32 protein-coding genes are annotated in these 24,695 nt (G+C 37.1%); 19 read left to right on the top strand and 13 right to left on the bottom strand.

Features of this window, described 5'->3' with window-relative positions:
* Genes SJW71_RS12870 through msrB form a run of 3 tightly spaced genes read left to right on the top strand, consistent with a single transcriptional unit; the run spans nucleotide 1 to nucleotide 1,549 of the window.
* A complete protein-coding gene (locus SJW71_RS12870) occupies nucleotides 1-582 on the top strand; it encodes a YpmS family protein (protein ID WP_274797080.1) in 582 nt (193 codons plus the stop codon).
* Nucleotides 583-594: 12 nt separating this feature from the next.
* Complete coding sequence (gene msrA / locus SJW71_RS12865) at nucleotides 595-1,128, top strand: peptide-methionine (S)-S-oxide reductase MsrA (RefSeq protein ID WP_274797081.1); 534 nt, start codon at nucleotides 595-597, stop codon at nucleotides 1,126-1,128.
* A complete protein-coding gene (gene msrB, locus SJW71_RS12860; RefSeq protein ID WP_312506856.1) occupies nucleotides 1,121-1,549 on the top strand; it encodes a peptide-methionine (R)-S-oxide reductase MsrB in 429 nt (142 codons plus the stop codon). Before msrA ends, msrB begins: the two co-directional genes overlap by 8 nt.
* A 1,013-nt stretch (nucleotides 1,550-2,562) precedes the next feature.
* Here msrB and SJW71_RS12855 read toward each other — a convergent pair.
* Complete coding sequence (locus SJW71_RS12855; protein ID WP_412926619.1) at nucleotides 2,563-4,389, bottom strand: methyl-accepting chemotaxis protein; 1,827 nt, start codon at nucleotides 4,387-4,389, stop codon at nucleotides 2,563-2,565.
* Between the two features lie 247 nt (nucleotides 4,390-4,636).
* On the opposite strand from SJW71_RS12855, the gene SJW71_RS12850 reads away from it, so the two are divergent.
* From SJW71_RS12850 to SJW71_RS12840, 3 genes are all read left to right on the top strand, one after another.
* Complete coding sequence (locus tag SJW71_RS12850) at nucleotides 4,637-4,855, top strand: YozE family protein (protein WP_274797084.1); 219 nt, start codon at nucleotides 4,637-4,639, stop codon at nucleotides 4,853-4,855.
* 111 nt (nucleotides 4,856-4,966) lie between these two features.
* Nucleotides 4,967-5,674 carry a purine-nucleoside phosphorylase gene (deoD, locus tag SJW71_RS12845; protein ID WP_274797086.1) on the top strand — a complete coding sequence of 236 codons (708 nt, stop codon included), beginning with the start codon at nucleotides 4,967-4,969 and terminating at the stop codon, nucleotides 5,672-5,674.
* A gap of 148 nt (nucleotides 5,675-5,822) precedes the next feature.
* Complete coding sequence (locus SJW71_RS12840; RefSeq protein WP_312506858.1) at nucleotides 5,823-6,266, top strand: GyrI-like domain-containing protein; 444 nt, start codon at nucleotides 5,823-5,825, stop codon at nucleotides 6,264-6,266.
* Between the two features lie 114 nt (nucleotides 6,267-6,380).
* Here SJW71_RS12840 and SJW71_RS12835 read toward each other — a convergent pair whose 3' ends face one another.
* Nucleotides 6,381-6,572: a hypothetical protein gene (locus SJW71_RS12835; RefSeq protein WP_431810958.1), complete on the bottom strand. Its 192-nt coding sequence runs from the start codon at nucleotides 6,570-6,572 to the stop codon at nucleotides 6,381-6,383.
* Nucleotides 6,573-6,803: 231 nt separating this feature from the next.
* The gene (locus SJW71_RS12830) at nucleotides 6,804-7,331 is read right to left on the bottom strand and encodes a GNAT family N-acetyltransferase (RefSeq protein ID WP_274797089.1); all 528 of its coding nucleotides are present in this window, start codon (nucleotides 7,329-7,331) and stop codon (nucleotides 6,804-6,806) included.
* 135 nt (nucleotides 7,332-7,466) lie between these two features.
* On the opposite strand from SJW71_RS12830, the gene SJW71_RS12825 reads away from it, so the two are divergent.
* Nucleotides 7,467-7,643 carry a hypothetical protein gene (locus SJW71_RS12825; protein ID WP_274797091.1) on the top strand — a complete coding sequence of 59 codons (177 nt, stop codon included), beginning with the start codon at nucleotides 7,467-7,469 and terminating at the stop codon, nucleotides 7,641-7,643.
* Between the two features lie 8 nt (nucleotides 7,644-7,651).
* Here the strand turns inward: SJW71_RS12825 and SJW71_RS12820 are convergent, their stop codons facing one another.
* Entirely contained in the window at nucleotides 7,652-7,873 is a 222-nt protein-coding gene (locus tag SJW71_RS12820) for a DUF3923 family protein (protein WP_274797318.1), read from the bottom strand.
* A 106-nt stretch (nucleotides 7,874-7,979) separates the two neighbouring features.
* Between SJW71_RS12820 and SJW71_RS12815 the strand changes: the two genes are divergently transcribed.
* A complete protein-coding gene (locus tag SJW71_RS12815; protein ID WP_274797093.1) occupies nucleotides 7,980-8,363 on the top strand; it encodes a hypothetical protein in 384 nt (127 codons plus the stop codon).
* 26 nt (nucleotides 8,364-8,389) lie between these two features.
* On the top strand, nucleotides 8,390-8,932 hold the full coding sequence (locus SJW71_RS12810) for a hypothetical protein (RefSeq protein ID WP_431810957.1): 543 nt from the start codon (nucleotides 8,390-8,392) through the stop codon (nucleotides 8,930-8,932).
* A 9-nt stretch (nucleotides 8,933-8,941) separates the two neighbouring features.
* Here SJW71_RS12810 and SJW71_RS12805 read toward each other — a convergent pair whose 3' ends face one another.
* Nucleotides 8,942-9,103: a hypothetical protein gene (locus tag SJW71_RS12805; RefSeq protein ID WP_274797095.1), complete on the bottom strand. Its 162-nt coding sequence runs from the start codon at nucleotides 9,101-9,103 to the stop codon at nucleotides 8,942-8,944.
* Between the two features lie 89 nt (nucleotides 9,104-9,192).
* Here SJW71_RS12805 and SJW71_RS12800 point away from each other — a divergent pair, with 89 nt between their 5' ends.
* Complete coding sequence (locus SJW71_RS12800) at nucleotides 9,193-9,759, top strand: group-specific protein (protein WP_431810956.1); 567 nt, start codon at nucleotides 9,193-9,195, stop codon at nucleotides 9,757-9,759.
* Between the two features lie 17 nt (nucleotides 9,760-9,776).
* On the opposite strand, the gene SJW71_RS12795 is transcribed toward SJW71_RS12800, so the two are convergent.
* On the bottom strand, nucleotides 9,777-10,025 hold the full coding sequence (locus SJW71_RS12795; protein ID WP_341386174.1) for a hypothetical protein: 249 nt from the start codon (nucleotides 10,023-10,025) through the stop codon (nucleotides 9,777-9,779).
* A gap of 78 nt (nucleotides 10,026-10,103) precedes the next feature.
* On the opposite strand from SJW71_RS12795, the gene SJW71_RS12790 reads away from it, so the two are divergent.
* Together SJW71_RS12790 and SJW71_RS12785 are read left to right on the top strand one after the other, a co-directional pair.
* The gene (locus SJW71_RS12790; protein WP_312506862.1) at nucleotides 10,104-10,511 is read left to right on the top strand and encodes a GNAT family N-acetyltransferase; all 408 of its coding nucleotides are present in this window, start codon (nucleotides 10,104-10,106) and stop codon (nucleotides 10,509-10,511) included.
* 108 nt (nucleotides 10,512-10,619) lie between these two features.
* Complete coding sequence (locus SJW71_RS12785) at nucleotides 10,620-11,258, top strand: DUF2306 domain-containing protein (RefSeq protein ID WP_431810955.1); 639 nt, start codon at nucleotides 10,620-10,622, stop codon at nucleotides 11,256-11,258.
* On the opposite strand, the gene SJW71_RS12780 is transcribed toward SJW71_RS12785, so the two are convergent.
* The gene (locus SJW71_RS12780; protein WP_341386177.1) at nucleotides 11,255-11,956 is read right to left on the bottom strand and encodes a DUF421 domain-containing protein; all 702 of its coding nucleotides are present in this window, start codon (nucleotides 11,954-11,956) and stop codon (nucleotides 11,255-11,257) included. The genes SJW71_RS12785 and SJW71_RS12780 overlap by 4 nt on opposite strands.
* Before the next feature lie 168 nt (nucleotides 11,957-12,124).
* Here SJW71_RS12780 and SJW71_RS12775 point away from each other — a divergent pair, with 168 nt between their 5' ends.
* Nucleotides 12,125-13,162, top strand: a complete 1,038-nt coding sequence (locus tag SJW71_RS12775) for a serine hydrolase domain-containing protein (RefSeq protein WP_431810954.1) — start codon at nucleotides 12,125-12,127, stop codon at nucleotides 13,160-13,162.
* A gap of 145 nt (nucleotides 13,163-13,307) precedes the next feature.
* Here the strand turns inward: SJW71_RS12775 and SJW71_RS12770 are convergent, their stop codons facing one another.
* The gene (locus tag SJW71_RS12770) at nucleotides 13,308-13,508 is read right to left on the bottom strand and encodes a hypothetical protein (protein WP_322610878.1); all 201 of its coding nucleotides are present in this window, start codon (nucleotides 13,506-13,508) and stop codon (nucleotides 13,308-13,310) included.
* A gap of 200 nt (nucleotides 13,509-13,708) precedes the next feature.
* The gene (locus SJW71_RS12765; protein WP_322610877.1) at nucleotides 13,709-14,866 is read right to left on the bottom strand and encodes a Ger(x)C family spore germination protein; all 1,158 of its coding nucleotides are present in this window, start codon (nucleotides 14,864-14,866) and stop codon (nucleotides 13,709-13,711) included.
* A gap of 177 nt (nucleotides 14,867-15,043) precedes the next feature.
* Between SJW71_RS12765 and SJW71_RS12760 the strand changes: the two genes are divergently transcribed.
* Nucleotides 15,044-15,523: a hypothetical protein gene (locus tag SJW71_RS12760; protein WP_274797105.1), complete on the top strand. Its 480-nt coding sequence runs from the start codon at nucleotides 15,044-15,046 to the stop codon at nucleotides 15,521-15,523.
* Between the two features lie 158 nt (nucleotides 15,524-15,681).
* On the opposite strand, the gene SJW71_RS12755 is transcribed toward SJW71_RS12760, so the two are convergent.
* Nucleotides 15,682-17,058 (bottom strand): MATE family efflux transporter, encoded by a 1,377-nt coding sequence (locus SJW71_RS12755; protein WP_312506868.1) that lies wholly within the window; start codon nucleotides 17,056-17,058, stop codon nucleotides 15,682-15,684.
* Between the two features lie 20 nt (nucleotides 17,059-17,078).
* A complete protein-coding gene (locus tag SJW71_RS12750) occupies nucleotides 17,079-17,558 on the bottom strand; it encodes a DUF6530 family protein (protein ID WP_274797107.1) in 480 nt (159 codons plus the stop codon).
* A 152-nt stretch (nucleotides 17,559-17,710) separates the two neighbouring features.
* Between SJW71_RS12750 and SJW71_RS12745 the strand changes: the two genes are divergently transcribed.
* The 3 genes from SJW71_RS12745 to SJW71_RS12735 all read left to right on the top strand — a co-directional run bounded on the left by SJW71_RS12745 (nucleotide 17,711) and on the right by SJW71_RS12735 (nucleotide 20,670).
* The gene (locus SJW71_RS12745) at nucleotides 17,711-18,142 is read left to right on the top strand and encodes a hypothetical protein (RefSeq protein ID WP_431810953.1); all 432 of its coding nucleotides are present in this window, start codon (nucleotides 17,711-17,713) and stop codon (nucleotides 18,140-18,142) included.
* Between the two features lie 474 nt (nucleotides 18,143-18,616).
* Nucleotides 18,617-19,813, top strand: coding sequence for an MFS transporter (locus SJW71_RS12740; RefSeq protein WP_431810952.1), 1,197 nt, complete (start codon nucleotides 18,617-18,619; stop codon nucleotides 19,811-19,813).
* A gap of 518 nt (nucleotides 19,814-20,331) precedes the next feature.
* Nucleotides 20,332-20,670 (top strand): hypothetical protein, encoded by a 339-nt coding sequence (locus SJW71_RS12735; protein ID WP_431810951.1) that lies wholly within the window; start codon nucleotides 20,332-20,334, stop codon nucleotides 20,668-20,670.
* Between the two features lie 320 nt (nucleotides 20,671-20,990).
* Here SJW71_RS12735 and SJW71_RS12730 read toward each other — a convergent pair whose 3' ends face one another.
* A complete protein-coding gene (locus SJW71_RS12730; RefSeq protein ID WP_274797319.1) occupies nucleotides 20,991-21,869 on the bottom strand; it encodes a DMT family transporter in 879 nt (292 codons plus the stop codon).
* A 204-nt stretch (nucleotides 21,870-22,073) separates the two neighbouring features.
* On the opposite strand from SJW71_RS12730, the gene SJW71_RS12725 reads away from it, so the two are divergent.
* Nucleotides 22,074-22,544 carry an Lrp/AsnC family transcriptional regulator gene (locus SJW71_RS12725; RefSeq protein ID WP_312506872.1) on the top strand — a complete coding sequence of 157 codons (471 nt, stop codon included), beginning with the start codon at nucleotides 22,074-22,076 and terminating at the stop codon, nucleotides 22,542-22,544.
* Nucleotides 22,545-22,586: 42 nt separating this feature from the next.
* On the opposite strand, the gene SJW71_RS12720 is transcribed toward SJW71_RS12725, so the two are convergent.
* Nucleotides 22,587-23,147, bottom strand: coding sequence for a recombinase family protein (locus tag SJW71_RS12720; protein WP_431810950.1), 561 nt, complete (start codon nucleotides 23,145-23,147; stop codon nucleotides 22,587-22,589).
* A gap of 115 nt (nucleotides 23,148-23,262) precedes the next feature.
* Between SJW71_RS12720 and SJW71_RS12715 the strand changes: the two genes are divergently transcribed.
* Nucleotides 23,263-24,690: a SulP family inorganic anion transporter gene (locus SJW71_RS12715; RefSeq protein WP_312506874.1), complete on the top strand. Its 1,428-nt coding sequence runs from the start codon at nucleotides 23,263-23,265 to the stop codon at nucleotides 24,688-24,690.
* The last annotated feature ends 5 nt before the right edge of the window (nucleotides 24,691-24,695 follow it).

Genomic DNA, 24,695 nt, shown 5'->3' with positions numbered 1-24,695 from the left:
ATGAATAAATGGAAAGTCGCATTTTTCGCCTTAGCGGGCACAGTGCTTTTTGCAATCCTCCTCGTCGTTTTTTTAGCAACTAGACCAGTGGATGACGTCAATGTTGCGAAGAGTTCTGCAGGTGAAAGTGAAAGCAAAGGAAATGTACTCGTTGTGCAAACCACAACAAAGGAATTAGAATCGATATCGAAAAAATATTTAAAGGATGCAGCGAAGGGCTCTCCTTTACCGCTTGATTTTACAATCGGTGATGATATTCAATTAAGAAGCACATTAACCGTGTTTTATACGGAAATCCCAATTTCGATGAATTTTGATCCGATTGTGGATGAAAAGGGTAATATTATTTTAAAACAAACGGGCATGAATGTTGGACTATTGAATATTCCACCGGAGACGACAATGAAAATTATGCGTGATTCGGTGGAATTTCCCTCATGGATTACAGTGAATCCGAATAAAGCAGAAATCTATATTGATTTATCGCGTATTAACATCGCTTCAGGATCACGTGTTCGTGCCAAAGAGTTAGACTTACCAAAGGATAAAATATTATTAGAAATTATTGTTCCTGGTGAATAAGGAGTGAGATGAATGGCAAAGCAATATGCAACATTTGCGGGAGGCTGTTTTTGGTGTATGGTCAAGCCCTTTGACGAAACACCTGGTATTGACTCGGTGATTTCTGGCTATACGGGTGGACATGTTGTCAACCCCACATACGAACAAGTATGCTCAGAAACGACAGGACATGTAGAGGCTGTTCAAATCGTATTTGATGATGAATTATATAGCTACGAGCAATTACTTGCAATTTATTGGACATTGATCGATCCAACAGATGCAGGGGGTCAGTTTTATGACCGTGGAGAATCTTACACAACGGCCATTTTTTATCATAACGAAGAACAACGTGAATTAGCCGAACGTTCGAAGGCAGATTTAGAAGCATCTAAGAAGTTCGATAAGCCGATTATGGTCAAAATCTTACCAGCTAGCACGTTTTATCCAGCTGAAGATTATCATCAACAGTATTATAAGAAAAATCCAATGCACTATGAGCGCTATTCGATTGGCTCAGGTCGTCGAGCGTTCCAGGAGCATCACTGGGGGAATAAACATGAATAAAGAACAACGTTTAAAAGAACTAACAGATATGCAATATTATGTCACGCAGGAAAATGGCACAGAGCCACCATTCCGCAATGAATATGACGAGCATTTTGAGGAAGGCATCTATGTAGATATTGTTTCTGGAAAACCATTATTCAGCTCGTTGGACAAATACAACTCTGGCTGTGGTTGGCCAGCATTTACAAAACCGATTGAAAAAGAACAAGTCACAGAGCACTTCGATACATCTCACGGCATGCGTCGTGTAGAGGTTCGCAGTAAAGAAGCAGACTCTCATCTCGGACATGTCTTCCCAGATGGTCCAAGTGAATTAGGAGGCCTGCGCTACTGCATTAATTCAGCAGCCCTACGATTTGTCCCAAAAGAGGACCTAGAAAAAGAAGGCTACGGCGAATATCTTTCATTATTTAAATAACGACACCTAGCAGGAGCAATCTTGCTAGGTTTTTTTGTTGATCATCGGAATGGATATCCGGAGCGAAAGCTGCTATTGGAAGTGGAGGATAGCAATGTCAAAATTGAAGGAAAGCCGTACAAAGCGAGGAGTTTAAAACTCTTGTTGATGGATAAAATCAAGAAAGTGGTGGATAGAACGCGTAAAGTGAAGGATAGCGCATAAATCGGTGGATACAACGCGCAAAGTGAAGGATAGCCGCATAAAGCGGAGGATAGAACCCTCTAATCGAAGGATAAAGCCAGGAAAGTAGTGGATAGAACGCCCAAAGTGAAGGATAGCCGCATAAAGCGGTGGATAGAATCCTCTAATCGAAGGATAAAGCCAAGAAAGTAGTGGATAGAACGCCCAAAGTGAAGGATAGCCGCATAAAGCGGAGGATAGAATCCTCTAATCGAAGGATAAAGCCAGGAAAATAGTGGATAAAACGCCCAAAGTGAAGGATAGCCGCATAAAGCGATGGATAGAACTCTCTAATCGAAGGATAAAACCAAGAAAGTGGTGGATAGAACGCGTAAAGTGAAGGATAGCCGCATAAAGCGGAGGATAGAATTCTCTAATCGAAGGATAAAGCCAGGAAAGTAGTGGATAGAACGCCCAAAGTGAAGGATAGCCGCATAAAGCGGAGGATAGAATCCTCTAATCGAAGGATAAAGCCAGGAAAGTAGTGGATAGAACGCCCAAAGTGAAGGATAGCCGCATAAAAAGGTGGATAGAATCCTCTAATCGAAGGATAAAACCAAGAAAATGGTGGATAGAACGCCCAAAGTGAAGGATAGCAGCATAAAGCGGAGGATAGAATCCTCTAATCGAAGGATAAAACCAAGAAAGTGGTGGATAGAACGCCCAAAGTGAAGAATAGCCATCCATATTTGAAGAATAGCCACACAAAGCAATCAGCGAGTACTACTAGAAAACTCAAAAATAAGAGGGAATCCCAAAACGAAAGGATTCCCTGGAAAGCTAAAGTATATTTAAACTTTAAACTCACTCACTAAATTTCGGAGGCTGTCTGCTTGTTGGGCCAGTTCAGTGGCTGCTGCGTTGATTTCCTGCATGGATGCAGAGCCTTGTGTTGCTGCTGCAGCAGATGTTACGGTGTTGGCTGCGGATTGTTCTGCATAGGCATTGACGTGAACAAAGTCATTTGCCACGGCATTGCTAAAGTCTAGTGTCGTCGCAATTTTATCGACCATGGCTGCGATAATGGATGTTGTTTCTTCTGTATGCATTAAAATATTGGCTAATGATTGGTTCGTTTCATTGGTTACTTCCACGCCTCGGATGACAGTAGTGACGCCTTCATGATTTTGGGCGATGATTGACGTGACTTCATTTTGAATAGAAGTGACAATGGCAGTTACTTCTTTCGCTGCACTTTGTGATTGTTCAGCTAATTTGCGAACCTCATCAGCCACCACTGCGAAGCCTCGACCATGCTCGCCAGCTCGTGCTGCTTCTATGGCCGCATTTAAAGCGAGAAGATTGGTTTGCTCGGAAATGGCCGTGATGGTCCCAATGATGGAAGTAATGTCGGCAGATTTACGACCTAACGCCTCCACAGTTGATGTTGTGGAAGCCATTGTTTCTTCAATGGACTGCATAACGAGCGAGGATTGTTCCACTGAACGGCTCCCTTCATCGGCTGCTTGCTGCATGGCAACAGAGGCGCGATGGACGGCACTAGCTTGTTCTGTAAGCTGATGCATAGAATGCTCCAGATCACTCATTTTTTGCTGGGCACTATGCATACTGGAAATGGTATTATCACTATCACTCGCAATATCAGCTGTTGCATCCGCAATATCCTGAATCGTACGGGCATTTTCATCTGCTAGCGACATTAGCTCCTGGCTACTACTTGATACATGATCAGCTAATTCACTCACACGACGTATTAAATTGGAAATCGATTCGATTAATGTGTTCGTCGAAGCGGCAATAATCGAGAATTCATCATGATTACGAACTTTTACACGTCTCGTCAAATCGCCTCCTGCTTGTGCTATATCAAGGATAGAATCGTTAATTGTCTGGGTATTGCGTTTTAAAGATTTAAAGAGCATGAAGCCAAAAATGATAATAGCTAAAAAGCCTATGATAGATACGATAAAGAATGTAGTAATCGAAATATTGACCTGTTGATTAAGCTTGTCCAATTTGGTTTTATTGGCATCATCCATGACCACATTAATGGATTCAATATTATTATCAATATGTGTTTTCATCGTTTCCCCAGCAGCACCCATCATCAGCTTACGAGCCTGCTCAAGACCTAGCTCGTCGCGCATCGTCATCACTTTTTCTGAGTAATCAAGATAATTTTTATAATATTGTTCGATGGCCTGCATATGTCCAAGCTCTAATTGCCGATCTTTAAATTGTTCTTTTAATGCAGCTAGCTTTTTATTAATGGTATCAATTTTTAAATGATAAGAAGTAGAATAAATGCCATTACCTGTAATTAAATAGGATTGTTCTAAATTTGTCAGTCTAGCAATTTCATAGGCAAGTTGATTAACGGTTAGTTGTTCCTGGACATTTTTCTTAGTGAAATCCTCCATTTGCTGCTGCAAATTCTGTATATTGACATACGACAATATACCCATAACACCGTTAATCACAATAAGTAGTGCAAACATAATAAGCACTTTGCCCCGAATTAAATGATAAAAACGTTGTCGTTTCTCTTTAATAGGAGGGAGATCGTTCCCAAGTGTCTCTTGTATTGAAGCTTTCTTTCTTTTAAAGAGAGACGGGCGTTTTTTCACTGTATTTCGCGCTTTTTTAGTCTTTTTCATCGCCATCACCTTCCTATTTTTTCAATAGTCGATTTCAATTTTATCTTATTTTACTAGATATTTCTATTGTTATTTCTAAAAATTAAAATTTTTCAGATAAAAAGAGACTATGACAAAAGTCAGGATAGTCCAAGAATATAGTGCTAAAATGCTGGATAGGTAAAATATCTTAGTAGTAGAAGTTATGACGAATCCTTATTTTTTTGATACACTAGCAAAAGCTAATGTATAAAAGGGGAAATGTTTGATGAAAAAAAGTTTCTATTTGTATGTCCTCACATATCGTGGTGGTGATTGGACTGACCCTAAAGTACGCTTTGCAGAGGAAATGTTCCATGAGCATAATTTTCCAAAACAAAGCACAGACTTTCATGAGCTGTCCGACTATATTGAGTCCTATGCTACGGAAAACTTAACAATTGAAACATTTGATACTTTATGGGCACTCTATGAAGAGCATGCCTAATTGGATGAATACTATAAATAATTTTTCAGTTGCTAGACGTCTAGCATTGCGTAAATGACAGAAACACAGTATTATTTATAGTGATAACTGACAGAAAAGAGGGATTGCAGTATGAGTGTTCATATTAATGCAAAAAAAGGTGAAATTGCTGACACAATTTTACTTCCAGGAGATCCATTACGTGCAAAATACATCGCGGAAACATTTTTAGAAGATGTAACTTGCTACAATGAAGTACGAAATATGTTTGGTTATACAGGTACGTATAAAGGTAAACGTATTTCTGTACAAGGGACAGGTATGGGTGTGCCATCTATTTCCATCTATGTAACAGAATTAATGCAAGAATATGATGTTCAAAAATTAATCCGTGTAGGTACTTGTGGTGCAATTCAAAAAGATGTAAAAGTACGTGACGTTATTTTAGCGCAAGCAGCAACATCGGATACACGTATGAACCAAATCATTTGGGGCGGCGCTATTGATTTCGCACCAATCGCAGACTTTGATTTATTATTAAAAGCATACAATGCAGGAAAAGATGCTGGTCTTAACTTACAAGTAGGGAATATCTTCACAGCTGATATGTTCTACTCAGACGAGCATCAAAATGAAAAATTAGCACAATACGGTGTACTTGCTGTAGAAATGGAATCAGCAGCTCTTTACACATTAGCTGCAAAATTCGGCCGTAAAGCACTTTCTGTACTAACAGTAAGTGACCACATTTTAACTGGCGAAGTAACAACAGCAGAAGAACGTCAAACAACATTCAATGACATGATTGTTGTAGCGTTAGACGCAGCAATTCAAGACTAATCTAATAATTCATCAAAGCAACCGACCAACAGCCGACCATTTTTATGGAAAGGCTAGGTCGGTTGCTTTTTTTTCTGGAGAAATTAAAAGGACTTTTCATAATTCCAAGAGAATAGGTAATTATAAAAATCGTTAGGGGTGTATACAAGTGGCATACCAAATTCTTTCTAGAACGTTTAAAGTAGTTGGGTTAACTGGGAAAGGAGCATTTGAAAATTTTGATAAGGAAGTTCCTGCTCTTGCAAAACAATTATTAAAGCGATCTCAAGAAATAAAAAATCATACAGGAATTGAAATGGCTTTGTTTGAGCCTAAAAGAGATAAGAACCATCGCGTAGGGGAGTATTATGTAGGATTAATGGTGGATCAGGCATCTAGTGATGTGCCCCAAGGGATGGCGTTTATGGAAACAACTCATCAATATGTTACAACAAGAGGGAAAGTATCGAAAATCGGTACGCTCCATTTAGATTTATTACAGTGGGCTAATGAAAAAAATTATACAAGAAATCTAGATTCATATATTGTGGAGACGTATCACCCAATGGAGGATGGGGAAGAGGAGGTGCAAATTTATTTACCGATTCATTAAAGAAGAAGCGTGTTTTGTCAAACACGCAAGATTATAGATTTTTTTTGAATATTCCTATTAGAAGTGTAACCAGTCCGCTTAAAAATAGTATGGGAAACAAAATTATCAGTAGTCCTACTGCCGCAAACCCATCTCCTTCCGATATCCATAGGGTATAGCAATAAGCCATGACAGTAAAGGAGCTATGACAATCATAATTGTTATTCCCCAAATGATACATTTCGTTTTTTTAGATTTACCAAGCCCAATCATAAATACAATAGACATTACCAACAATAAAGTCACAATAACCATTCCAATTGCCAACTTAAACCCTCCTATTCTTTAAAAATAAAAGATAGTCGTGTTTTCAGTGTAACATATTCCCATGTAAACATAACGATGTAAAAAGGGACAATGGTTATTGTGGTATTATTTTCTATTGTTGTTTATAATCCTCAACAACAACCAACAAACAAATTTTAACTAAAAAGTGGTCTGAATCAGTATCTAAATAGTTGAGAAAAAGACTACTCCATAAGGGTAGTCTTCATCTAATTAATCAGAAAGTAATGCGACAACCTTATTTATATCATTCCACTCATAAACTAATTCTTCTAAAACTTTCCCACCAATAGTAACCTGCAGGGATGTATTGAGCGTTGCACCAAAATGTTCGTAGAAATATTTAGTATTATTTTCAGCGAGTACTTCTACAAATATAGTTTGATCATTTTTCAGACGGAAATAGACGAATAAATCTTTCAATAATTGCTTTCCAATTCCTTTTCCTTGGTACTCTTCTAATAGATAGAGCGTTTCTACATAATTTGAATTTGGAAGGGGATTGGTGTCTCTTTTACTCGCAGATGCAAAGCCAATGATGTCACCCAAGTCATTTTCTGCGACAACTATATACTTATTACTATCTGCAAGCTGTTGTGCCCATAATTCTGTTCTTTGTTCATAGGATAAATTATTTAAATAGTCATCTGGCACGATATGTTTATAGGTAGTCCGCCAACTATCCACATGGACTTTCCCAATGCCCGTTGCATCCTTCAAGGTAGCCTTTCGAATGATCATTTTATCACCCCATAGTAAATCTTATTAAACCAGATTATAACATAGTATACAGTTTATTTACTTAATAGGGTAAAATATGAAAAATGACTACGATTGTTGAGATTGATGTAGGATGATACTGGAGGAGGGTTCTAAATGCAATTAGGCAGTGCAAACTATCAACTAACAGATAGCTATTTTTTTATTATCGATCCATTGACAGTCATACTTTTAGGATTCCTTTTATTCTTTACTATGGTCGTTGGTTTTGTTTTATGGAAGAAAAGAAAAAAGCCCCGTTTGAACGATAGGTCTCACAAAGGGCTTATGTAGATAAGAGCTTATTGGATTCTTTTTTTATCCATAAAATGAATAATGGCCAGTTGCATGAGTTGGAAAAGTATAACAAACAGGAATACTACGGCTAAAATACCGAATGACAGCATTTTGATTTCAGGCGTTTGAACGGCTCCTGCTCCATCGACTTTCCTCACGCCAATAAAAACTGCGCCAGCAGCAAAAATAATGAGCCAAACGATATTTAGTAACCACCATATTTTCATCTTCAATTGAATCAGCTTCTTTCGCTAGAATTTACATTAATTACAATTATATCATATAATATGGAATTTTAATTAGTTTAGAATAACTTTTTGGGAAGGTGACAAGATGAAAAAGTTGGGTATACTGGTTGCGCTACTTTCAGTTGGTGCAATCATTATCTTTAGTAATAAGATCTATTATCCGTCACTGCCCATAGACTCTATTACACAGAAGGAAGCTATTCGAAAAATAAATACGTCATCGAATGATTTAGTAGAACTTTCTAAAGATCATAATGCTACTTGGTACATCACAGCGATTTCCACTATGGGCATACAAAAGGTTGATGCGGATATTCAACAACTGATGGAGAATGAGGGTTGGGTATTTCTTGAGAAGGAAGGGAGCGGGTTATTTTTCGAAAAAAATGAAGAACGGACGATTATCACGACAGAAATGTGGACGAAGCAATATGTGCTTATTCAAGTTCCTGCACGAATAAAACAATAGCGTATGAGGTGTCAAGAAACAGGCGTATGCTTATAGGACTACTGCTATTTGTTGGATGTCTGTATATTGCCACAGCGGACTACGTTTATGCCAATGAAAGTGATTCTCCACAACCTCTTGAAGAGTTTCTGCCTACAATCGGCTATAAAACGGTAGAGGCTGCTTTAAAAGAGTTCGAACAGTATAATAAAACAGAGCTGAAGCTACCTTTAAAGGTTCCACCAATTAGTTTTATACACCGCATTGGACGATTTAATCAAATGAATGGCCATACTAATCTGGAAATAGTAATGATGAATGATCAATTGCCACAAAATCATTTTAAAATTGATATTCGACCTGTTCAGGATAAAATGCCTTTTGAAAAGTATGTGACCGATGTCTTTCTTTTAAAGAATGGCAGGGAGGCAGCCTATATTGAAAATCCGCGAATTGGTTTTCATTTGTTGGTGTTTGAAAGAGATCATTGGCAGTATGTCTTCAGTATTGACAGTGATGTCGCAGATCAGGTATCAGTAGATGTGCTTCTTGATCTAGCTAATTCAATTAATGATCCAAAAAGTAATTAGTACGCAAGATCACTTTGCAGAAGTGGTCTTAATTTTTTTGCTTTCCTGTATCTCCTCCCGTAACCGTTTTATTTCTTCAGTTTGCGCCAAAATATTTTTATTAACTTGTCTAATGGAATCATAGATCGCAATAATTCCAGCAATGATAAGAATGACAAATAATAAACCCATGATGACACTCCTTTCTTTTTTACATTTTATTGTATCATATAGAGGATTTTCCAAATGTATGAAGAATTATAAGGTCGGAGGTGTTTTTTATGAAGAGATATTTATATCATATGGTTCCGCGAGAAATGGTCGGTCAAGAGCTGATACCATTACATCAGCTTAGAGAAATATCCCCGCATTTATATGAACGATACACAAGAGAGTATTCTGATCATCCCGAGCGAATGAAACTGTTAACGAGGAAAATCCCTCACTTAAACTGCTTGTGGAACGATGTTGTACATTTCTTACCAATCCACCCTTTTCACGTCTATAGCTTGTTAACTAAGCTAGAAATTGACATCAAAGAAAACTTAACGTTTTATCGAATTCCAATACAAAAACTAGCGCCTATTCAAAATGTCATATACCTATATTCAAAAGACAACTATCAAGGGCCAGCGGGAGAAATAGCGGCAGAGGATATAAAAATATTGATGACGGATGATTATAGAGAGCTGACACAACTGCCAACTGCAACCATTGACTATTTTATAACGGAGAAAGAAAAAGGCAAGAACTTTGGGCTGTTTGCATATATTCCACATATTTTAAGCTTAGGCAAAGTGCGCGTGGATGATGTGGAAATCATAACATGGAATCAGATGATAAACTAGGAGAGTCGTATAGGCTTTTATGTCTTGTTAAATACTTTTTGAAGCAAATACACAATCAGTCGGATAATAAGTACGTAAATAAATGCCTCAATTAAGCTTGTTACTAGTACCAGTACATATCGACCGAAATCCTCTAATTCATTAAATGAAAAATTTTGTATATGCCAATCAAAAAATAATGCTTTGTAACTTATCAGTAAAAAGGTTGGTATTAAAAGTAACCAGTAAAATAGCGGTAGCTTAAATTGATATCCTTTTACGAGCATACTACTTCCTCCTAAATTTTCCTTTAACATCTATAGTATAGGTCAAGTATTTGACAATCACAAGAAAGGAGAAATTCTATGAAAGTTATTCAATCAAAGACCATTCAACCAGAAGTAAAAACATTATTATTCTATGCCACAAAAAAAGTGGATAGCGAATATCGTCTTTATATCGAATGTCCCGAAAGAGTGCTATATGGCTATTTCATTGAAGAAAATATTGTTGGATGTATAGGAATAGCAAAAATAGACCAAAAACAATGTGAACTGAAACATATTGCCGTATCCCCAGCTTATCGTGACAAAGGAATTGGCCGTGAAATGGTCCAGTATATTAGAGATCGCTATTCATTTTCTTCAATTTGTGCTGAAACAGATCAAGATGCTGTGAATTTTTATAAAAATATAGGCTTTCAAATTACCAGCTTAGGAGAAAAATATCCAGGTGTCGAACGTTTTACCTGTCTAATGAATTGTTGTGAATAGCTCACATGTGAAAATTGCCCACTTGTTTACTTTGTACAACCACTTGTTTGTTTATGTAAAAAAGTCATTCATTTCAATGGTACGCTAGGAATGAAAGGAGCTACAAATATGAAAAAGAACATGTGGATGATCAGCATTCTGGCATTTTTTATAGCGGGCTATTCAATCATTCAATATTTTCTATTCGATGCACAACAAGCAGGCTTTGTTCAATTAAAGCGTATGTTCAATGCTTCTCTGAATTCAATGTGGTATATCATGCTATATATACATATTCTTTTTAGTGTATTCGCCTTAGTAATCGGCCCAATTACACTATCTTCAAAGATAAGAGAGAAAAATGTGCAGCGTCATAGAAGATGGGGGACGATTTATATCGTCAGTATTTTATTTGGTGGGGTTGCTGGCCTTTATCTAGCCTATTACGCCACAGGGGGATGGTTAGCGCAGCTAGGCTTTGCTATATTATCAATATCTTGGTTAATCACGGTATGTCTTGCACTGACAAAAATTAAACAAAGAAACATTCAGGAACATCAAAAATGGATGCTAAGAAATTATGCCTTAACTTTTGCAGCGGTGACATTACGAATATGGCTCCCTTTATTCACGGTAGTATTTGGCTTTGATCATTTTGAAACTAGCTATGCTATCATTGCCTGGCTATGTTGGGTGCCTAATTTAGTCGTAATAGAATGGTTCATCCAGCGGAATAGAAGGTGTAAAGCTTTACACAACGTATATTAATAAAGAAATACATGTAATTTATTATGTTGATCAATTGTAGCTAATAGGACATCCTTTAAATCAACTTGATAAGTTGACGTTAATTGATCTGTTAACCAATCTTCAGTAATTGTTGTTTGATCTAATTCATGGTAATCAATCTTTCCTTCTTTAATAAGGATTTTTGGTAGAAAAAAGGGTTCAGGTTGTAATTTCAAATCAGCTCGCGTGGGTGCTTGATATTGTGTGTTTAAAAAGCAAGAAATCGATCCATCTGGTTCCCATAATGCCAGCGCTACATTTTGAATCTCTTCGATTTTTTCCTTTCTTAATTCAGATAAAAGAAAATCAACAGAAATCCTAGCCTTCCGTAAGTTGTTATTAATAATTTCTCCATTTTTAATTAGTGCAATGGGAGGAGAGTCAATAAAATGTCGAAACGATATCCATTTTAGGCTCAAATAAACACCTATGAGGTATAAAAAAACTAAAACTGCCATGGTGATCATGGAACCCTTCATTCCTAATCCTTCATCAGATAAGGGATGGGCAATAATATTCCCAAGCGTAATGGCCATAGCAAAGTCCAATAATCTTAGCTGGGAAATAGAACGCTGCCCCATAACTTTTGTAGCAAAGAGTAAGAAGAAAAAGGCGACAATGGCACGAAGTATCCATTGAATGGCAGTAAGTGATTCTTGACTATGTAGGAAATCCACGATGACACATCCTCTTTTTTCTTATTGTTCCCTTACCTTACATGATTATGCGAATCTGCACGATAAATTAAGCTGTAGGAAACTAAATAGACTTGTGAAAATGCAAGTAAATGGCTATTGTTTTAATAGGGGTTGCTTTTTGAAATTTAAGGAATAAGGAGGAAATTTATGCAGACAAAATTACAAAACATCGTTATGGAAATTCACCAGAAGAATGAATTCTCGGGTACGGTACTGGTGGAAAATCAAGAGAAGGTTGCTTTGCTCAATCAAAGTTTTGGCTATGCTAATCGCTCAGAACAAATCAAAAATCACGCAAACACTCGTTTTGGGATTGCCTCTGGTTGTAAAATTTTTACGGCAATCGCTATTTGTCAGCTTATTGAAAAAGGAATGCTTTCTTTTGACACGAGATTAAGTGAATGTCTACATCATGATGTTAAAAATTTTGATGCAAAAGTTACCATTCATCATCTACTAACCCATACTTCGGGGATACCGGATTATTTTGATGAGGAAGAAATGGAGGATTTTGAAGCATTATGGGTTGAAAATCCAATGTATCAACTTCGAGAATTGAGTGATTTCCTACCTTTATTTCAGAATAAGCCTATGAAAAATGAAGTAGGTGAAAGATTTCATTACAACAATGCTGGATATATTTTATTAGGATTAATTGTTGAGCGTAGATCAGGAATGGTTTTCTCTGATTACATTCAACAAAATATATTTAATCAATTAAATATGACGGAATCTGGCTATTTCTCATTAGATTCTCTTCCAGCTAATACGGCATTAGGATACTTAGACAATCCAGACGGTTCGTGGAAAACAAATATTTACTCATTACCGGTAAAGGGAGGTTCTGATGGGGGAGCATTTGTAACAGCAACAGACATGGCGACATTTTGGCATGCGCTCATGAACTTTGAACTTTTAAGTGAAGATTTAACAAAGCTTTTACTTTCGCCTCATATTGAAATTAATGAAAGCGATTGTTATGGGTATGGTGTATGGATTAAGCGTAATAGTGAACGTGCTATTATAAAATATCATGTTATGGGGTACGATCCGGGAGTTTGCTTTCACTCAGCATTTTATCCAGACAGCTCAGTCAAGGTGGTTATTTGCTCAAATCAATCAAATGGGGCTTTTGACATCATGAAAGGAATAGAAGCGGAATTGTTTGCGAGCAAAATCTTGTAAAGGAAAGAGAGCTTGTGAGTACACAATGTTATACACAAGCTCTTCCTTAATTTCTCCTTATCGTCACAATGGAACAAATCCATGAGTTTGCCAATAGCTTGCATGCAGAAGTTATGAATTTGGAAGACGCCTAGTTAGAGGATAGTCATTCAGTCTCGGTTTCTATCACAATACTATGGGAAATATTGAGTCGATCACTGACCCAATTCTTAAATATATAATCAATTTGTTTTTTCATTTCAATGTCCGATAATTGTTCATCAATCCCTAATTGCTCAAACGTAAAAGTTTCTTGTATTGGATCGTTATATTTCGTATCAACTGCAAAAGTAATTGTTTTATACATGACAGTTACCTCCGATTTTAAAAGTGATTACTGCATAGGAATAATAGTGAATTTCCTACAAAAAAGGCATATTTTATACTAAAAATATTCGTATTTAGTATATGGTTATGTGGGAAAAGGTGCAAATTTAGAACTAGATCCTGTCTGCATGCACATATAAACTCACACACAAAAAGGACAGGGTCGCATGGCCTTGTCCTTTATTCTTGTATAGTCTCACTAAATGTTTTTCGACCCGGATTGATTTTTGCTACTTCCACATTAATTTTACTAATAGAATGCTCATCTAATGGAATTTTCCCATCCTTCTCAAGCCTTTTCCATGTCTTTACATTGTCTCGATACAGAAACTCAGACAAACGAAAGATATCAACATCCAATGTTAAGCCCTCATGAAAAGTTTGTTGGATTTCTTTTTTGATCTCTGTCGAAATTTGATGTTTCAGTTCTTGTTCGGATATTTTTCCTCTAAATCCATTGATTGTTGCATTGATTTTTAGTTCAACCTCAAATGTCACAATCTCTTTTTTGACAAGTGGTTTCACATCGATATGAATCTTTTCTATACTAGCTGTTAATGCTTCGTCACTATTTGCGTTTATTTGAACAGTGATTTCACCTCTTTTTGTTCTATTATGCATCCATTGATTGCCTCTTGCCGCATTGTCCTGCAAAAAGCCTTTAAAGCCGTCTTTCGAGAGAATTCCGACCCCTGAAAAATAAGTTTCCTCTAACTGTTCTTCAGCTGTTTGCCAATCTTCTTTAATGGACACATAGGGGATGGTTACTTCATGACTTGGTTCATTTAACCCGATGATAATATCTCTTAAATCTTTCGGCTCAATAAAGGTTTCCTGTTCAGTTGGATTGATGGGGTTACTTAATTTAGATGAGGATAGCGAATTTCTTAGGATGGGTGTGACAAGCAGCACTTCATTAACAGGATTTTTTGTACAGTACACCCAAATTTGGTATCTTGTATCCCGAAAACGGATAAATGTATCAATAACAGGAATAATATGTTCATTTTCCATAACCCGCTCTGAAAAAACTAAATAGCGCATATGACCCCAAAAAACCTCCTGATCCAACGAACGATACAATTTATAAATAGCTTCTTCTATTGTTTTTCCTGTGGCACGCCCCACTTCAGCAGGCGCTACATCTGTACTGGTTTGAATAGATTTTGCAACGTCAGCAAAATTAATGATTTGTAAATACACTACGTACTCATTATCTTCAAAATCTACGCCTACTGCATTGATATAGTACATTCTTTGTGGTTCGGTCATATCCAAGCACCCAGCGAGTAAGGTCGTCAATCCAATAATCGTTAACAATTTGATATATATTTTCATCGTTTCTCCACTCGAATAGCTTTGACATTGTATTTTATATTGATATTGTTAGCTTAGACAAAAGACGGCTTTTTTATAGTATTAGGTTTGTAGAAGATGGCAAAAAAATGAAGGGGGTCACTGGATAACTTTTTCTTCAAAATTCATTTCGGTATGTTTGGTACAGGGGGAGATGTATTGAAGGCTACAAAACTAGTTTTACTCGCTGTTCAGTTAATAGTATTGGTACTATTCATGGGCATTCATTTAATGACGGCAACACCAGGCAGTTCCTCTGGCAATGGGAATCCTGCCTTGCTGCTCCTTATGATCGTCGTTCCATTATTTATCATTATGGTTTTGTTATGGCAAAGGATTTTTCGCTATTATAAGCTAACAAAACAGGTGGTTATCATTGGGCTCCTTTTCACATCTCTTCATATTATTGCTGGCATTATGTATCAAAGAATGGAGCTTGCTAATTATCGAGGGGTAATAGAGAAGGCGTTGATAAAGCAATACGGGTATGCAGATCAACAATATTTATTGGATATCACGTCGGGGCTAACGATTCATGTTAACAATCAATATTTTAATCTTAACACCTTCTTCATGCTAGTCAGTTTTTCTGTTTTTATCGCCTTATTGTGGTTAGTAGTACTAGAAGAAAAAAACTAGAAAAATTTTTTTAGTTTTTTGTAACCTTTTGAAACATCAAGCGACTACTCTATTAGTAGAATACAAAAAACTAAAGCAATATAGTAACATTCACTTTTCACAAAATGACCAGGGCTCAATTGTTGAGTACCTGGTCATTTTGTTGGTTTAAAAAGATGTTATTCGCTTAGCATAGCTTTTAATGTTCGTTTTTGCCAGCCTAACTTGAAGTACGCATATTGCATGATGAAATGTACGCAGAAGGTAATTGGATAGGCTAACCAAACACCATTTAATGCCAGTGACGTATGGTGGGATAGTAGGAATGCTAAAGGCACTTGAACTACCCAAATCGTAATAACTAAAAAGATAGTTGGCCATAACACCACACCAGTAGCACGCATCGTAGCAGAAACAGTTTGTGTATGTCCGAAAATTAAGTAGCTCCAAAAGGCGATATATAAATAATCCTTGGCGATGAGCACCGTATCATGTGAATCAATAAAGAAAGCCAAAATCGGCTCTGCAAAGAGATACATCAAAATAATGATGGCGCCACCTAGAAGATAATTAATACGCACACCCATTTGACGAATTTTTTTGATCATTTCGGTAGAATTCGCACCTAATGCCTGTGCCACGAAGACAGAAGTAGCAATGGCAATACTCATTGCAGGTACTTGTGCATAGCTAGCTACCTGATTGACCACGCCATAAGCGGCAGTGGCATCAGAACCATAGACGTTGACAAACCCAATAACAGCAATTTCCGCAACAGAGATGGCAACCATACTAATGCTTGATGGAATCGCGAGCTTTAAGAGGGAAGCTAAAATATCTTTCTTTAATTTAAAATGCTGTAAGATCGATTTGTCTAAACGCAGTAAATGCTTTGTCTTATGCAAATAAGCCAGTAACAAGATCATCGTTACAAGGTTGGATAACACAGAAGCATAGGCAGCGCCATTTAAGCCGAATGCTGGCAAGCCAAACCATCCGAAAAGTAGCGGTGGAAGGAAGGCGATATTTAACACGACACTGATGACTAAAAATAAAAATGGTGTTTTCGAATCACCGACGCCACGCATAAAGGTTGTATACACCATATACCAAAACATAATTGGTAAAGTGAAGAATAAAATTTGTGCATAGCTTATACTCATGTCTAAAATATTAGCTGGTGTTTGCATAAAGCGTAATATCCATTCAATAAAGAAGCCACCAAAGATTGCCACGACAATGGATAAAATGGTTGTAAAGGCTAAGGTTACCCCAACGACTTCCTTCATTTTCTCTTGTTGGCCAGCGCCAAATGTTTGCCCAACTAAAATCGAGCTACCTGACCCAATACCTATCGCAAAAGCCATTAAAAAGAAGAAGAATGGGAAAAATGCAGAAATGGCAGCGAGCGCATCGACTCCTAAATTGCGACCAACTAAAAACATGGCAAAAACTTGACCAACCGACTGTAGCACATTCGCTAACATAACGGGAATTAAAAAATTAAAAAAAGCTTTTCTCAGTTTTGTATCATCCTGTAACATTTGTTCATTCATTTTAAAGTTCCTCTTGAGTTTTAATAACCCATTTCTTTTAAGATTCGGGATAGTGTGCGAAGGCGCTCACCAATCAGCTCACCATCATTATTTAATGCCTGTTGAAAAAGCTGTATATCCTCTTTAATTTGTTCATTTTCTGTACAAACCTCTACAGTCATAGCGTCTCCTTGTAAGCCTACACGATTAATAATAGGGTTTTCTTCATCATATAGATGCTCGTGACGATACGCCTCCTTAAAATAAAGTTGTGTTTCACATACTAAAATAGCCAGGTCAAGAACACGATGCAATGGAAGCTCCTCTGATTGACGCGACCATTTGCCACCAGTATGTCGCCAAACCTTCGCAGAAATATCAACCTTTCCTCGATCATTCCATTGCGCCAAGCCAAGAGAAAGCCCTTGAGCATCTGTTTGATAAGCCGTACGCCCGTCAATATTAGCGTAGTTTTCAGCAACGATAACAGGTTTATGTTTTAAATGTGTTGGGATTTTCATTTTCCGAACTCCTCGTCATGAAGATTTAGTAATTTAGTAAATTACTGCTTTAGTAAATTTAGCATCCAATGAAAAAGAAGTCAAATCAAAAAAATGTAACGTTTTCTTCAATTGTCAGTCTAATAAGTAAAATGATGGAAAGGGGGATATGCATGAAGCCTTATTTACGTATGGTTTCCTTCTGCTTATTAATAATGATAATAATACCTGCCAACGCTGTTGCAACAAGCTGGGTTTATCCCTTTGTTGTTTGGGATGGTTATATGTATGAAGTGACTGATGAAAAAGTAACAACGATTGAAAATAAAATTGGAACGGTCACGAAGTATTCAGATATGAAGGAATATGGAGGGAATTTTTCAAATGCTTATCCAAAAGGAACAAAATATTTTTCTATAAAGGGGATAGATAAGGAGATTGCCATTGCGGTACAGGTTGACAAAGGGACCTACCTGAAAGCCATTAGAGACGGAGAGTATACGTATCATCAATTCAACATTGCCCACAATTTATTTAAAGCTTTAGTAGTAATCGGCCTTTTTCTTATTCTTTTCCTATTGTTCAATGCTTTGCGTAAGAGGTAAGGAGTCTAGTTATACCTCCCGCTCTGCTGTATTTGTATTGATCAATTAGTGTTTGAACGGGCTAAACTTAAAACGGTACAACGTCTAACAGGAAAATGGTAAACAGGATGATTAACATTTTTTTAAATTCTTTCGAGAAACCTGTAACCTTTGCAAAGCTGGTACGACTAATGTAATAGTAGAATACAAAAAACTAAAGCAACCTAGTAAGTTTCACTTTTCACAAAAAGACCAGGACTCTAAATATTTGAAGAGCTCCTGGTCTTTTTGTGTTCTGGAATCAAATGGGAAGTGATGTTAAAATAAGATCAATACTTTCGAATTTTCTTGAAATGATATCAAGTCACCTATAAATGAAAAAATAACGTCCCCCATTATTTTTTCAAATAGGCATATAAAGGAGTTAGCCAATGCAAAACGGTCCAATTTAAACATCCCCATATAAAGCTAAAATTTTTTTATGGGGGATAAAAAGTGAATAAAAAAAACCGTTCTTTTTCAATTTTACTGACAGGTCAATCTCTTGCGGATATAGGAGATATCCTCTATATCGTAAGTGTTATTAGTATCATTTATCGTCTAACCAATTCCGCTATTTCAACGGCATTGGTGCCATTTATTATTACTTCCAGTATGTTGATTTCAAGCCTACTGACACCAATCTTTACTACGAAGTGTCCTTTGAATCGTTTGCTAACTATTTCTCAAGGCTGTAAAACAGCTGTCCTCGTTGGTCTTGCATCCTATGTAGAATGGGTAGGTGCTAAGCCAATCGTTGTCTATATTTATGTCATGATTGCGATAATTGCCTTACTGGATGGGTGTGCCAATCCCATTCGTCAATCCTTGTTACCTCATTATGTGGAGGAAAAGGATTTGTTGCGAGCAAATAGTATAGCTGAATCGGTTATTCAATCCATTCAAGTGGGTTCTTGGTTCGTTGGAAGTTCCTTGCTTATTCTTTTTACTCCATCTCAACTTTTATGGGTTGTTGTCATTCTTTTTTTCTTGGCAACAGTTCTTTTAAATCGTTTACCAGATGTCCCTTGGAAACAAAGTCAGCAGACAAAAAAGCGGCAATTACTAGTCGAAGGCTGGCAAACCATTCTGCAAAGCCCTGTGCTAAAAATAGCGGCACGTATGGATTTACTAGAATCTATTGCAGGTGCAGCGTGGGTCGCAGCTATTTTGCTTGTCTTTGTTGAGGAGGCTTTGCAGGTTTCCTCTCAATGGTGGGGTTATCTCAATGGCATTTTTTTCATTGGGATGATTATAGGGAGTATGATATGTCTAAAATGGACTTCAGTTGTCGATCGTAAAAAAGCAGTGTTCATTTGTGGAGGTGCTTTGTTATCAGCTATTTTCACATTGTTCTTTGCCTTTAGTCCGACAGCACTTTTGGCGTTACTTTGCTCGTTTATGATTGGCATTTGTGGACAATTAAAAAACATCCCACAACAGACCATCGTTCAAATAAGTGTCACCAAGGAAAAATTACCAACCGTTTATACCTCTTTAAATGTCATTGTTACTGGGGTATTTGGCATTTCTTCGTTCATTTTGGGCATCTTATCGGAATGGTATGGAGTAAGAATGGTTTTTGTCGTGTCTTCCATGATGCTACTTGTCGTTAGCCTCATAGCTTATAAAAATAAAAAGTTGTTCACGTAAATTAGTGGCCCCTCCTTTCACGGTTGGGGCTATTTTTATAATTTTTATTATGGTTATGAATCACTAGAGGATGGTACGAAATAAATTAATTATGAGACAGCTTTAACACAATTGGACCAATCATCGAAAATGGGGAAAATGTTAATTCTTGGGTATTGCGGTGTGGCCCATGTCAACAGGAGAGTACCTAATTTAGAGGTATTCTATCAACGCAATTAATGCCACAGCCTATGATAGTCTTGCGAAGGCCGTAGTATCCGATTTTTATAGACAAAGAGGGGATACTACAAAAAAAGCTCTGTAGTGATGAATTATCCAAGTACTTTTATTTTTGATGAAGAAGGAAAACTACAATTCAGCAAGAAGGTGAAATCATTCAACAGAAACGAATACAATTAGAGGATGGCATTTAAATATCGAAAAAGACCGATAGAAATGACAATAAATTCAGAAAAAACGAAACTTCCCCCATATATACGACGTAGATGTAGTAATTAAAGGGGAAGGGAGCCATTAGAATGCGTAGGAAACACGTCATTATTATGGTCATTGCATGGATTGTAGAAATAGTGTTGACGTATTGGATTGCCACTATGTTCTCGGTACGATTTATTGAAGTGATGTTTTTCACTGGTGTTGCCTTTACTCTAGGGATATTCTACTTTTCTAGCAGTGGTGGAGCTATGTCTAGACTTTTTGCATCCCAAGTGAGTGCACAAACAGGTATCATTCATGAGCGAGAACGGTTCCAGGTTCGACTTGGTCCGACCTTTTTGGCGTCTCTGCTATTTTTCCTTATTGGATTGGTTTTCTTTATCTTACTTGTAATGGGTATCATTCCACCACAAAATATGTAAAAACTACATAGGTTACGGTGGAGTGCTTGTTAAAGTCATTCAACCATAAAGAATCAGCTATTCTCAAGAAGGAATAGCTGGTTTTTTATGTTAAAAATGACTAATTTTTAATTGATAGAAGCTTACCTTTATTCAGCAGGAACGTTTTGGTGAACGTAGTTGATTTCTATCTCTTTCAAGATTGACACGGAAGAATTTGTTAGAATATGCAAAGTATTATTTTAACCTAGAAGATGCGACTGAATTTGAAAGTTGGTTGGATATATAATGATGATATCTTATTCAACTAACACCAGTTAGTTGAATAAGAGTTCTTTATGTTATACCGGAGAAGCCTGTGGTATTTTTGTTTTAAAATGAGTGAATAAATAGCAGCCGATAATAACGATCAGTCCTCCAGCCCCTTGCAACCAAGACAGCTTTTCTCCGATAAACAAAAAGGCAAGCAGGGCCGTGAAAATAGGATTAAAGTTTAAAAAAATACCAGAGGCTGTTGCCCCTAAATTCTGTACCCCAATATTCCAAAATACCATACACAAAACAGTAGAGATAATGCCTGTATAGAGGAGTGAAAGAATGAAAGCCGAATCCATATTAGAGATGGTAAAATCCATCCTTGTAAACGGTACAAGCATGAGCACACCGAATATACCTGCGTATAATGTCGCCATTAACGGAGAAGTAGTTTTCATAGCCCATTTACTACAAACCGAATAAAGTCCCCATACACAGACGGCTGCAACCATCCATAAGTCCCCAGTATTCAATTGGAAATCCAGTAATAGCTGCCATTCTCCTTTCGAAAGAACAAGAACCACACCGAATAAAGAGATTGTCATTGCCACAAGCTGCATGCTATTTATTTTTTCTTTTAGCAAAACAAACGAAAAGAGGGCAATTGAAATTGTATTCATCGTTGAAATTAGACCTGCATTAGTGGATGTTGTCCGTTCTAACGCTAAAAATTGAAAAATATTAAATAAGGCCACACCTGTTATGCCCATTAAGAATAAGGGCACAAGAGCTTGTTTTGCAGGCACTAATTTCTTTTCTTTCCACCAGACGAATGGTACAAGGACGACGACTGCTATTAACCATCTTGCTGTGGTTAATGTCATAGGAGAAGCGTGTGCGACAAGCGTTTTAGCCACGACAAAATTTCCTCCCCAAAGTAGACTCGTGATGAGCATTAAGCCCATATAAAACTTAATCAAGGCATGTAACACTCCTTTCAATAATATGTATACTAAGAATCATAGCATTATCGGATGTTTAGCTGTATAATATTTTGTTGAATTGAGTAAATTCAAAATAATTAAAAGTTATTGAAGTTTTTACAAAAAAATCTTCTGTAATTAAGCGTTATATGTCAGTTGTAAGAAATTATCGAAAGGGGGAAAATTGTGGAGGAGATTAAAAATAAGGCGTTAGATAGCGTGGACCTTCAATTATTAGATATTTTGCAGAGAGAGGTTCAACTCAGTAATGCAGAATTGGCTAGACGAGTCAATCTATCCCCGCCAGCAACACATACGAGGGTCAAACGTTTAGAAAATGAAGGATATATCGATCAGCAAGTCGCGATTTTAAATCAGGAGAAATTAGGTTTTGATTTACTTTGCTATGTTTTTATGAGTACAAATATTCATCAAGCAAAGGAACTAGAGGAATTGGAGAACAGCTTGAAAACAATGACCGAAATATTAGAATGTCATTGTTTAACAGGTGCCTATGATTATCTGTTGAAGGTTGTTATACGAGATCGCAAGGAATTGGATTTATTTATTCGAAAATTAAATAAGCTCGGGATTTCTAGAATTCAAACGAACTTATCCTTACGTGAAATTAAATCTTCTACGATATTACCAATATAAAAAAACAGCAAGTTTGAGCAGCGAACGCTCACTTGCTGTTTTTTAGTTATCATGATGACCTTTATTCACTTCATCTATATAGCGGTATAAGGTAGATTTACTTATACCTGTTTCATTTTTAATGTCCATAAGTGAATAATTTTTACTTTGATACATCGCAAATGCTTTTCGTAAATTATCATCTGATTTTTTGGGTCGTCCAATCGTTTTTCCCGCTTTTTTTGCTTCAACCAGACCAAATGTTGTGGCATGGCTCTTCAGCTGAGTTTGTAGATTAGTAAAGAGGGTGACGGACTCTAATAAATCTAGCTGGAGCAATGATGTATTGGAAATCTGCTCATCTAGGAACGTAATCTTGACACGATCTTTTGCTAGGACGTGAAGGACATCTAATAATTGATGAAAGGAGTCTGCTAGCACCACTAGGTTTTCAACAACAATTTCATCGCCTGGTTGGATTGTCATTAATAGATCCTCTAGGACATGCCTTTTTTTCGCAAAGGGATGTGCTTCTACAAATAATTGATCTACTTGTCTATCTACTAGCTGTTGTTCTCCTGATTCATCACCAATTATTGGCCGCTTATAGCCGTAAATCATCATTAATCCTCCCAAAATCATTCCTTTTCGGGAATGAGTATGTTATGCTACTTCTTGTTCGTCCCAAATAGGTATCTTTTGGTACGATTTATTCTACTATAACTAAGGGAGTTTATTTATGCAAACGTTAAAAGAACAATGGTTTGGCAATGTCCGTGCTGATCTATTATCAGGTATAGTTGTTGCCCTTGCACTTATTCCCGAAGCCATCGCATTTTCTATTATTGCAGGCGTTGACCCGATGGTAGGTTTGTATGCTTCATTTTGTATCGCGACCATCATCGCCTTTGTAGGGGGAAGACCGGCCATGATTTCCGCTGCTACAGGTGCGATGGCATTGGTGATGACGAGCCTTGTAAAAGATCATGGTCTTCAATATTTATTAGCAGCAACGATTTTAACAGGTATTTTCCAATTGTTATTTGGGGTACTAGGTATTGCTAAGCTAATGCGTTTTATACCTAATGCCGTTATGATTGGCTTTGTCAATGCGCTGGCTATCTTAATTTTTATGGCACAAGTCCCTCACTTTTTAAAAGAAGGGCTTTGGACATATGTATTTATTGGCATAACATTGTTGATCGTGTATATTGTACCTAGATTTTTCAAAGCAATCCCAGCACCATTAATTGCTATCGTTGTCTTAACAATTGTGGCCTTCTCAACAGGTGTGGAATTAAAAACGATTGGAGACTTAGGTTCCATTGAGCGTGCATTACCGTCATTCTTCATTCCAAACGTGCCATTTACAATGGAAACGCTAATAATTATTTTGCCTTATTCATTAGCTCTCTCTATCGTTGGATTACTAGAATCCCTGTTAACCTCGCAAATTGTCGATGATATGACAAGTACGAAAAGTGATAAAAACCGAGAAGCACGTGGGCAAGGTATTGCCAATATTGTCAATGGCTTTTTTGGTGGCATGGCCGGCTGTGCGATGATCGGTCAATCAGTCATTAATGTTAAATCTGGAGGGCGAGGACGTCTATCAACACTAGTGGCAGGGGTCTTTTTAATGTTCCTCATCATTGTCCTTGGCGATTTAGTGGTAGATATTCCAATGCCGGTTTTGGTTGGTATCATGATTATGGTAAGTATTGGTACATTTGACTGGGATTCATTCCGTTATATTGTGACAGCTCCTCGGGCAGATGCATTTGTCATGATTGCTACTGTGCTCATTGTTGTATATACCGATAACTTAGCTATTGGTGTTGTCATCGGTGTTATTTTAAGCGCCCTCTTCTTTGTAGCGAAGGTATCGAAGGTTTCCATCCAGCAAGCAGGTACGACCTTTATCATCGAAGGGCCCTTATTTTTTGCCTCAACGAAAAGCTTTATGCAGGCATTTGAACATATTAAAGCTTCCAGTATTACTATTGATTTATCAAGTAGTCATCTATGGGATGAATCGGCCGTTGGAGCACTCATGAAAGTCAAAGCCCGTCTAGAAGCACAACAAATTGATGTAAACCTAGTAGGCTTAAATCCTGCAAGCCAAGCGTTATATTATCAATTAAATGGCATCACAACCAACCATTAGGAGGT

The sequence above is a fragment of the Lysinibacillus sp. FW12 genome (genome assembly GCF_050817245.1).
Lineage (GTDB): Bacteria > Bacillota > Bacilli > Bacillales_A > Planococcaceae > Lysinibacillus > Lysinibacillus irui.
The sequence above is the reverse complement of the archived record's forward strand: the minus strand, read 5'-3'. Positions and strand labels throughout refer to the sequence as shown.

Bases quoted from the DNA above. Each gene is read 5' to 3' on its own strand.
- SJW71_RS12870 (WP_274797080.1), top strand. From the start codon at position 1: ATGAATAAATGGAAAGTCGCATTTTTCGCCTTAGCGGGCACAGTGCTT.
- msrA (WP_274797081.1), top strand. From the start codon at position 595: ATGGCAAAGCAATATGCAACATTTGCGGGAGGCTGTTTTTGGTGTATG.
- msrB (WP_312506856.1), top strand. From the start codon at position 1,121: ATGAATAAAGAACAACGTTTAAAAGAACTAACAGATATGCAATATTAT.
- SJW71_RS12855 (WP_412926619.1), bottom strand. From the start codon at position 4,389: ATGAAAAAGACTAAAAAAGCGCGAAATACAGTGAAAAAACGCCCGTCT.
- SJW71_RS12850 (WP_274797084.1), top strand. From the start codon at position 4,637: ATGAAAAAAAGTTTCTATTTGTATGTCCTCACATATCGTGGTGGTGAT.
- deoD (WP_274797086.1), top strand. From the start codon at position 4,967: ATGAGTGTTCATATTAATGCAAAAAAAGGTGAAATTGCTGACACAATT.
- SJW71_RS12830 (WP_274797089.1), bottom strand. From the start codon at position 7,331: ATGATCATTCGAAAGGCTACCTTGAAGGATGCAACGGGCATTGGGAAA.
- SJW71_RS12825 (WP_274797091.1), top strand. From the start codon at position 7,467: ATGCAATTAGGCAGTGCAAACTATCAACTAACAGATAGCTATTTTTTT.
- SJW71_RS12820 (WP_274797318.1), bottom strand. From the start codon at position 7,873: ATGAAAATATGGTGGTTACTAAATATCGTTTGGCTCATTATTTTTGCT.
- SJW71_RS12815 (WP_274797093.1), top strand. From the start codon at position 7,980: ATGAAAAAGTTGGGTATACTGGTTGCGCTACTTTCAGTTGGTGCAATC.
- SJW71_RS12810 (WP_431810957.1), top strand. From the start codon at position 8,390: ATGCTTATAGGACTACTGCTATTTGTTGGATGTCTGTATATTGCCACA.
- SJW71_RS12805 (WP_274797095.1), bottom strand. From the start codon at position 9,103: ATGGGTTTATTATTTGTCATTCTTATCATTGCTGGAATTATTGCGATC.
- SJW71_RS12800 (WP_431810956.1), top strand. From the start codon at position 9,193: ATGAAGAGATATTTATATCATATGGTTCCGCGAGAAATGGTCGGTCAA.
- SJW71_RS12795 (WP_341386174.1), bottom strand. From the start codon at position 10,025: ATGCTCGTAAAAGGATATCAATTTAAGCTACCGCTATTTTACTGGTTA.
- SJW71_RS12790 (WP_312506862.1), top strand. From the start codon at position 10,104: ATGAAAGTTATTCAATCAAAGACCATTCAACCAGAAGTAAAAACATTA.
- SJW71_RS12785 (WP_431810955.1), top strand. From the start codon at position 10,620: ATGAAAAAGAACATGTGGATGATCAGCATTCTGGCATTTTTTATAGCG.
- SJW71_RS12775 (WP_431810954.1), top strand. From the start codon at position 12,125: ATGCAGACAAAATTACAAAACATCGTTATGGAAATTCACCAGAAGAAT.
- SJW71_RS12770 (WP_322610878.1), bottom strand. From the start codon at position 13,508: ATGTATAAAACAATTACTTTTGCAGTTGATACGAAATATAACGATCCA.
- SJW71_RS12765 (WP_322610877.1), bottom strand. From the start codon at position 14,866: ATGAAAATATATATCAAATTGTTAACGATTATTGGATTGACGACCTTA.
- SJW71_RS12755 (WP_312506868.1), bottom strand. From the start codon at position 17,058: ATGAATGAACAAATGTTACAGGATGATACAAAACTGAGAAAAGCTTTT.
- SJW71_RS12750 (WP_274797107.1), bottom strand. From the start codon at position 17,558: ATGAAAATCCCAACACATTTAAAACATAAACCTGTTATCGTTGCTGAA.
- SJW71_RS12745 (WP_431810953.1), top strand. From the start codon at position 17,711: ATGAAGCCTTATTTACGTATGGTTTCCTTCTGCTTATTAATAATGATA.
- SJW71_RS12735 (WP_431810951.1), top strand. From the start codon at position 20,332: ATGCGTAGGAAACACGTCATTATTATGGTCATTGCATGGATTGTAGAA.
- SJW71_RS12730 (WP_274797319.1), bottom strand. From the start codon at position 21,869: ATGGGCTTAATGCTCATCACGAGTCTACTTTGGGGAGGAAATTTTGTC.
- SJW71_RS12720 (WP_431810950.1), bottom strand. From the start codon at position 23,147: ATGATGATTTACGGCTATAAGCGGCCAATAATTGGTGATGAATCAGGA.
- SJW71_RS12715 (WP_312506874.1), top strand. From the start codon at position 23,263: ATGCAAACGTTAAAAGAACAATGGTTTGGCAATGTCCGTGCTGATCTA.